The following is an 8,349-nucleotide window of genomic DNA, read 5'->3' as shown; positions in this document are numbered from 1 at the left end:
CCTGCAACCCGTCCATGACGATCGCCGCGCTCGCGGAACACAGCATGGCCACGATCGTCCGCCAGGACCTCGGAACGATCTTCTAGCGCGGACCGGCGCGCGTCTGCCCAGCACGGCGGCGTTCGTGCGGGCCCCCGGTCCCGCCGGCGGGCACTGAGCTTCCAACCGTCAGACAGCGCCGTTCTCGATTGATCTGACGTCTTCCGAGCCGCATCCGGCGGATGGCGATGCCATCCGCCGGATGCGGCCGCGGCGATGAGGCCGTGGCCCGGGTCCTGGCCAGGACGCCGCCCGGCGACGGCCCCGACGACAAGCACTCCGCCCTGATCGTGATGGTTGCGCACGTTCGGCCGGCCGACCGGCCTACAGACATCTACGGAAGTGACGTGTGAAGGACAGACCCACAGTTGTCGGTTCCGGCGCTGCCCCCGACGGGCCGGCCGAGATCGCGCGCCGAGATCAGATCATCGCAGTGAGCCCGTTCGGCCGGCCGGACCCGAGGCTGGTCGCGGCCGCCTGCGCGGCCGGTGCGCTGGGCGTGCTGGACCTTGGCCACGAACCCGCCGCCGCCACCAGGGGGCTGCAGCTGACCGCGCGGCTCGTCACCTCGGCGTTCGGCGCGCGGATCACCCGGCCGGACCTCGTCGACCCAGGCACGCTGGCGCGCTGCCACGGCAAGATAGACACCCTCGTCCTGGCCGGTGAGGCACTGGCCGGCGCCGGCGCCGGCGGAGGGCTCGATGGGCTGCTGGCGGCCGTGCCCGGCGCGTGCGTCCTCGCCGAGGTGACAAGCCTGGACGAGGCGCGGGCCGCCGTCGCCGCCGGAGCCGACGGGCTGCTCGCCCGGGGGAACGAGGCCGGCGGGCGGGTGGGCGAGCTCAGCTCCTTCGCGTTGCTGCAGCAGCTGCTCGGCGCGTTCGACACCCCCGGCGTCGACGGTCGCGTCGTGCCCGTCTGGTGCTGGGGCGGGATGGGCACACACACGGCGGTCGCCGCGGTGACGGGCGGAGCGGCCGGGGTCGTCCTCGACACCCAGCTCGGGCTCCTGCACGAGGCCACTACCCTGGGGTCGGTCGCCGCCGCGATCCGCCGGCTCGACGGCACCGAGACCGTGGTGGCCGCCGGCCACCGGGTCTACCAGTCACCGGCGGGCAGGAAGGCCGACGGCTCCGCCGAGGACTGGCCGGCCGGCCAGGTCGCCGCGAGGATCGGCCAGGAACACCCAGCTCGCCAGCTTCTCCCCCTGGGGCAGGACGTCTTCCTCGCCAGGGGGTTCGCCGCCCGCTACGGGACCGTCGCGCGGGTGGTCCACGCGATCCGAAGCGCCCTCGGCACGGCGCGGGAGCCGGAGCCGGCAGCGGCCGCCGCGGCCCTGCTGTCCGCCGCCTCGCCGCTGTGCCTCGCCTGGGGGACGACCCGGCCGGTGGCGCAGGGCCCCATGACCAGGGTGAGCGACCAGCCCGCCTTCGCGCGCGGCGTCGCGGAGGACGGGGCCCTGCCCTTCCTCGCGCTCGCACTGGCGGACGGGCAGCGGTCCCGCCAGCTGCTGACCGAGACCCGGGACGTGCTCGGCGACCACCCCTGGGGAGTCGGCCTGCTCGGGTTCGCGCCCGACGAGGTGCGCGCCGCGCAGCTCGAGGTGGTGCGGGAGATCCGGCCATCCCGGGTGATCGTGGCCGGTGGCCGGCCCTCGCAGGCGGCCGAGCTGGAACAGGAAGGCATTCCCACCCTGCTGCACGTCCCCTCGCCGACCTTGCTGCGGCAGTACCTGGGGGAGGGCTGCCGCCGGTTCGTCTTCGAGGGCTCCGAGTGCGGCGGCCACGTCGGGCCGCGCGCCAGCTTCCCGCTGTGGGAGGCGCAGATCGCGGTCCTGCTCGAGCACCTCGACGCCGCCGGCGGCGAGCCGGCCGCGGCGGCCAGCTCGGCCGGCGAGGCCCGCCCGGGGGAGGGCCTCGAGGTCCTCTTCGCCGGCGGGGTGCACGACGCCCGTTCGGCGGCGATGGTGGCGGCGATGGCAAGCCCGCTGGCCGCCCGGGGCGTCGGCGTCGGCCTGCTGATGGGCACCGCCTACCTGTTCACCGAGGAGGCCGTGCGGCTCGGCGCCATCCAGGACGAGTTCCAACGCCAGGCGCTCGGCGCCGTGGGCACCGCGCTGCTGCAGACCGGGCCCGGGCACGTCACCCGGTGCGTCACGAGCCCGTTCGTCGAGCGGTTCCACGCGGCGCGCGACGACCTGCGCGCCCAGGGCATGCCCGACCGGCAGGCGTGGGAGAAGCTCGAGCAGCTCAACATCGGCCGTCTGCGCGTCGCCAGCAAGGGGGTGGAGCGCGACGGCGACGACCTGCGCCCCGTCGACCGCGAACGGCAGCGCGCCGAGGGCCTGTTCATGGCCGGGCAGGCCGCCGTCCTGCGGTCCGCGACGACGACGCTCGCCGAGCTGCACGACAGCGTGACCGAGGGAGCCCGCCGGTTCCTGCTCGACAGGGCCGACGGCACCGGGCAGGCCAGCGACGCGGCGGGCACGCGCGCGGGCGCCGGCGCGGAGCCGCTGGACGTCGCCGTCATCGGCATGGCCTGTGTGCTGCCCGGCGCGCCCGACCTGGCCACCTTCTGGGCCAACGTCGTCGCCGGAGAGGACGCAATCTCGCTCGTCCCCGCCGACAGGTGGGACGTCGAGACCTACTACCAGGCCGACGGCGCCGCCGCCCCGAGCGGTGACCGGGCCTCGTCGAAGTGGGGCGGGTTCCTGCCCCGCGTCCCCTTCGACCCGCTGCGGTACGGCATCCCGCCCGCGGCGCTGGCGAGCATCGAGCCGGTCCAGGTCCTCGCGCTCGAGACAGCCCGCCGGGCGCTCCAGGACGCCCGGCTCGACTCCCGCGGCGTCGACCACGAGCGGACCGGCGTCGTCTTCGGGACCGAGACGAACAGCGACCTCTCGGCCGCCCTCACGCTGCGCGCCTTGCTGCCGTCGTACTACGGCGAGGTGCCGCCGGAGCTGGACGGCGTGCTTCCCCGCGTCACGTCCGAGACCTTCACCGGGATCCTCAGCAACATCATCGCCAGCCGGGTCTCCAACCGGCTCGACCTGGGCGGGCCCGCCTACGTCGTGGACGCCGCGTGCGCCTCGTCGCTGACCGCCCTGGACGCGGCCTGCCGGGAGCTGCGCTCCGGCGGCGCCGACCTCATGCTCTGCGGCGGTGCCGACCTGCACAACGGCGTCTTCGACTACCTGATGTTCTCCTCCGTCGGCGCCCTGTCGCCGACGGGCCGCGCCCGGCCGTTCGCCGCCGACGCGGACGGGACGACCCTCGGCGAGGGCGTCGCCTGCGTCGTCCTGAAGAGGCTCGCCGACGCCGAGCGTGACGGCGACCGCGTCTACGCGGTGATCAAGGCTGTGGGGTCGGCGAGCGACGGGCGTTCCCTCGGGCTCACCGCCCCGCGCGCCGACGGCCAGCGGCGGGCGCTCGACCGCGCCTACCGCGCGGCCGGCGTGTCGGCGGCCGACGTCGGACTCGTGGAGGCGCACGGCACCGGCACCGTCCTCGGCGACCGTACCGAGCTCGAGACCCTCACCAGGGTGTTCGGCGAGGCCGGCGCGGCGGCGGGCAGCTGCGCCCTGGGGTCGGTCAAGTCGCAGATCGGCCACACGAAGACCGCCGCCGGCCTGGCCGCGCTCGTGAAGACGTCGCTCGCGCTGCATCACGGGGTGCTGCCGCCGACGCTGCACGTCGACGAGCCCAACCCGGCGTGGGAGCAGGACACCAGCCCGTTCGTCCTGTCGGGCGTCGCGCGGCCGTGGTCCCCGCCAGCCCGCGAGCGGGTGGCCGGCGTGAGCGCCTTCGGCTTCGGCGGGGTGAACTACCACGTGGTCCTCACGGGGCACACCGGCGCGGTGGACGGCCGGCACTCCCTCGACCAGTGGCCGGCCGAGCTGCTGGTCTTCCGGGGCGCTGACCGCGCCGCCGCGCTCGCCGCCGTGTCCGAGCTGCGCGAGCTGCTGCGCGCGAACGACGCGGCGAGCCGGCCGTGGCCGCTGCGCGACTTCGCCGCCACGGCCGCCCGGCAGGCGCAGGCGCGGCGAGGGCCCGTCCAGGCCGCCGTCGTCGCCCGCGACCTGGACGACCTCGCCCGCCTCCTGGACCGGGCGGCCGAGGGCGCGGCGGACCCGGGCGCGGGCCTGTTCCTGGCGGAACAGCCGTCCTCGGCCGGCCAGGGCCATGCGCCGGACGGGAGCGTCGCCCTGCTCTTTCCCGGCCAGGGCAGCCAGCGGCCCGGCATGCTGGCCGAGCTGTTCGTCGCCTTCCCCGAGATCCGGGACTACCTGCGGCTCGGCGAGGCCTGGCAGGACGCGATCTTCCCGCCGGCGGCCCCCGACGGGACGAGCGCCCGGCGCGCCGGCGAGGCGCGCGCGGCCCAGGACCGGCTGCGCGACACCCGGGTCGCCCAGCCGGCGCTCGGCATCGCGGGCCTCGGCATGCACCACCTGCTGTCCCGCCTGGGACTGGAGCCCGGCATGACCGCCGGCCACAGCTACGGCGAGCTGGTCGCGCTGTGCGCCGCGGGCGCGTACGACGCGGAGACCCTGCTCGCGCTCTCGGCCGCCCGCGGCGAGGCGATCATCTCGGCGCTGCCCGAGGGCGACGGCGCACAGCAGCCCGACCAGGGCGCCATGGCGGCCGTACGGGCCCCCGAGGCCGCCGTCGCGGCGGTGCTGGCGTCGGCCTCACTAGGCGGGCAGGTGGTCGTCGCGAACCACAACGCGCCCGACCAGGTGGTCGTGTCCGGACCGACCGCGGCCGTCGAGGCGGCCGTCGGGCTGCTGCGGGCGGCCGGCCACGGCGCCGCGCGGCTGCCCGTGGCCTGCGCCTTCCACAGCCCGCTGGTCGCCGACGCCGCGGACGTGTTCGCCCGCGCGCTGGCGCGCGCCGACCTGACCGCTCCCGCGATGCCGGTCTGGTCCAACCGCGGTGCCGTTCCCTACCCGGCGCCCGCGGACGACGTCGCCGGCGACACCGTCCGCAAGGAGCTCGCGGCGCAGATAGCCGCTCCGGTGCGGTTCGTGGACCAGATCGAGGCGATGTACGCCGCTGGAGCGCGGGTGTTCGTCGAAGCCGGTCCCGGCCAGGTGCTCACCGGGCTGGTCGGCTCCATCCTGGCTGAGCGGCCACACCTGGCGGTCGCGTGCGACGGGCGCCGCGGCGGGCTGACCGGATTCCTCGACGCCATCGCCCAACTCGCGGTCGCGGGTGTCTGTCCGCACACCGACTGGCTGGTCGACGGCCGTGCAGCGATGGATCGGAGCGGATCGACTCCGCCTGCCCGGCCCGGATGGAGCGTCGACGGGCGCAGCATCCGCCTCGCCGACGGTGAGCCGCTCCCCGGCGGCCTGCTGCCGGCCCGCAGGCTGGACCCAGCGAGCTCCGCGGCGGTCGCGCCGCGAGCACTCGCGGGGCAGCGCCCGGCCGACCGCGCCAAGTTTCCGGACCACCTGACGCCGGCCAGCGTCGGCGATGGTGTCGCCCGGGAGACGCTCGTCAGCCAGTTCCTCCGAACCTCACGGGACAACCTGGCCGCGCAGCGAGACGTGCTGCTCGCCTACCTGGGCGCCCCGCCGTCCGTGGAGCCCGCCGCGGCGCCGGTGCCCGCCGCGGCGAAGTGGTCGGCGGAGCCCGCCGTGCAGACGCCGCCTACCGCCGAGACCTACCATTCGGCGCGCGTCCCGCCCGACGACACCCCGGGCGCCCTCGCCGGGGCGACCGCGCCCATGGATGCCTCGTCCGGCATCGGCACCGGCATGGACGTGACGGCGGCGGTGCTCGAGCTCATCGCCCAGGACACGGGCTATCCGGTCGAGATGATCGAAGTTGATCTTGATCTTGAGACCGACCTGTCGGTCAACTCTCTCAAGCGCACCGAGCTCGCCGGCCGCCTCGCCGAGCGGTTCGCGGGTGCCCGTGGTGGCGTGGACGAGCTCAGCCGGCTGCGTACCGTCCGGGGAATCGTGCATTGGCTCACCGAGCACGGTGCCGTCGCGACCATGCCTGACCCAAACGGTGCCCCCAGCCCACCCCGCGCGTCGGTGACCGCCGCCAGCACGCCGGGCAGACGACGCGGCCGCGGCCCGACGAGGTTCGTCCCTTCGTGGCGGCCCGTGCCCTTCGCCCCCGGTCGAGCCGATCTGACGGGCACCTGCTGGGTGGTGTTCGGCCACGGCCCCGATGTGCCCGAAGGACAGCTCGTCGCGCGCCGGCTCGCCGAGCTCGGCGCCGACGTGCGCACCTGGTCGACCGGCGACCTGGCTGACGCCGGTCCGCTGGCCGTCGACGGCGCGGTCTACCTGGCTGGCTGGGACGATGACACCGGGGCGCCGGAGCTGCCCGCCACCTTCGGGGCGGTGCGCGCCGTCGTCGGCGAGCGCCTCCGTTGGCTGCTGGCCGTGACCCCGGTCAACGAGCCGCGGACCGCCGGCCTGCGCGGCCTGTTCCGCTCACTCGGCCGGGAGCACCCGGCCACCGCCGTGCGACTGGTGGAGATCGGCGCCGCCGCGTGGCCGGTACTGGCCGACATCGTCACCGGTGAGCTGGGCGAGCCCGCCCGGCAGGATGAGGCTGTCGTCCGTCACGGCGCCACCCGGCAGGCCGAGCACCTCGTGGAGACACCCCTCGGGCCTCTCGCGACGACCGGAGCGGGACCCGCCGACGACGGCGCGGCCGAAGCCGCGGCACTCGGCCTGGACCATGACTCCGTCGTCGTGCTCGTCGGTGGGGCGCGCGGCATCACCGCGGGGTTCACCACGCTGCTCGCGGGTGCCGCCCGCTGCCACCTGGAGCTCGCCGGGCGCACCCCCATGCCAACCGGCGAGGAGTCGCCGAGACTGGCCGCGGCGCGCGACCAGCCAGCGGTTCTTGACGCCCTGCTGGAGCTGGGGCAGCCGACACCCCGGGAGGCGAACCGCGCGGCCAGACAGATTCTGGCCCAGCGAGAGATCAGGGCGACGCTGGCCGACGCCGCGGCCTGCGGCGGCCAGGCCCGGTACCAGCAGCTCGACGTGCTGGACCCGGAGACCGTCCACCAGTTCGTCAAGCAGGTGTTCGCGCGGCACGGCCGGATCGACGCGGTCGTCTACTCAGCCGGTGTCCTCGAGGACCGCCTCGTCGTCGACAAGGAACCGGAGTCGTTCCGCCGGGTGTTCGACACAAAGGTGGCCGGGGCCCGGGCGTTGCTCGCCGCGTTCGACCAGCTGCCAGACCGGCCGCGTACCGTCATCTTCTTCGGCAGCATCGCCGGCGTTCTCGGCAACCGTGGCCAGAGCGACTACGCGGCGGCGAACGACGCGCTCGAGCGGATCGGCTCGGACTGGGGGCGGCGCACCGGCTCACGCGTGCTGACGGTCCACTGGGGCCCGTGGGCGCCGGACGACGGCCACCCCGGGATGGTCAGCGCCGAGCTCGAACGCGACCTCACGCGGCGCGGCGTGGACCTGATCGACCCCGAGGCCGGTCAGCGGAGCCTGCTGCGCGAACTCGCCTGGGGGCCGCACGACCTCCCCGGCGTCGTCTACACGGCCTCGGGCTGGTAGCGGATGCCGACCCAACCAACGCCGTCGACAGCCGCGTCCGACTGGCATCAGCCGCCGGTCGCGATCGTCGGCATGGCCGTGCTGCTGCCCGGCGCGCCCGACCTGGACACCTACTGGCACAACCTGGTAGGCGGCGTCGACGCGATCACCGAGGCGCCACCCGGTCGCTGGGACCCGGCGTTCTACGACCCTGCCGGCGCGACCGGGCCGGCCAGGGCCGACCGGATCTACTGCCGCCGCGGCGGGTTCGTGGATGACCTGGCCTACGTGGACCCGCTCCGGTTCGGCATTCCGCCCCGCGACGTGGCCAGCATCGAGCCCGACCAGCTCATCGCGCTGCGGGTCGCGTCGGCCGCCGTCGAGGACGCCGGCGGAGCCCGCCGCCTGGGGGATCTCGGCAAGGTCGGCGTCATCCTCGGCCGCGGCGGATACCTCGGGGCGGGCATGGTTCGTCTCGACCAGCGCCTGCGGGCGGCCCGCCAGCTCGTCGACACCGTCGGGGCGCTGCTGCCGGCGCTCGGCCGGGACGAGCTCGACCAGATCCGCGCCGCGTTCGGCGAGCAGCTCGGGCCGGAGGCGCCGGACGCGGCGATGGGCATCGTGCCCAACCTGGCCGCGGCGCGGATCGCGAACCGGCTCGGCTTCGGCGGGCCCGCCTTCACCGTCGACGCCGCCTGCGCCTCCTCGCTCGTGGCCGTCGACAGCGCGGTGGCCGAGCTGGCCTCGGGCCGCTGTGACACGGTGCTGGCCGGCGGGGTCCACCACTGCCA

2 protein-coding genes are annotated in these 8,349 nt (G+C 75.6%); both read left to right on the top strand.

Annotation, left to right across the window (positions count from 1 at the left end; genetic code table 11):
• The first annotated feature begins 472 nt into the window (after nt 1-472).
• Nucleotides 473-7,579 carry an SDR family oxidoreductase gene (locus I6A81_RS03055; RefSeq protein WP_307874431.1) on the top strand — a complete coding sequence of 2,369 codons (7,107 nt, stop codon included), beginning with the start codon at nt 473-475 and terminating at the stop codon, nt 7,577-7,579.
• Nucleotides 7,580-7,582: 3 nt separating this feature from the next.
• The coding region (locus I6A81_RS03050; RefSeq protein ID WP_203010087.1) for a beta-ketoacyl [acyl carrier protein] synthase domain-containing protein at nt 7,583-8,349 on the top strand (767 nt) is incomplete at its 3' end.

This window comes from Frankia nepalensis, assembly GCF_016786325.1.
Classification (GTDB): domain Bacteria; phylum Actinomycetota; class Actinomycetes; order Frankiales; family Frankiaceae; genus Pseudofrankia; species Pseudofrankia nepalensis.
Note: the sequence above shows the minus strand (reverse complement) of the source record. Positions and strands in the feature narration are given on the sequence as shown.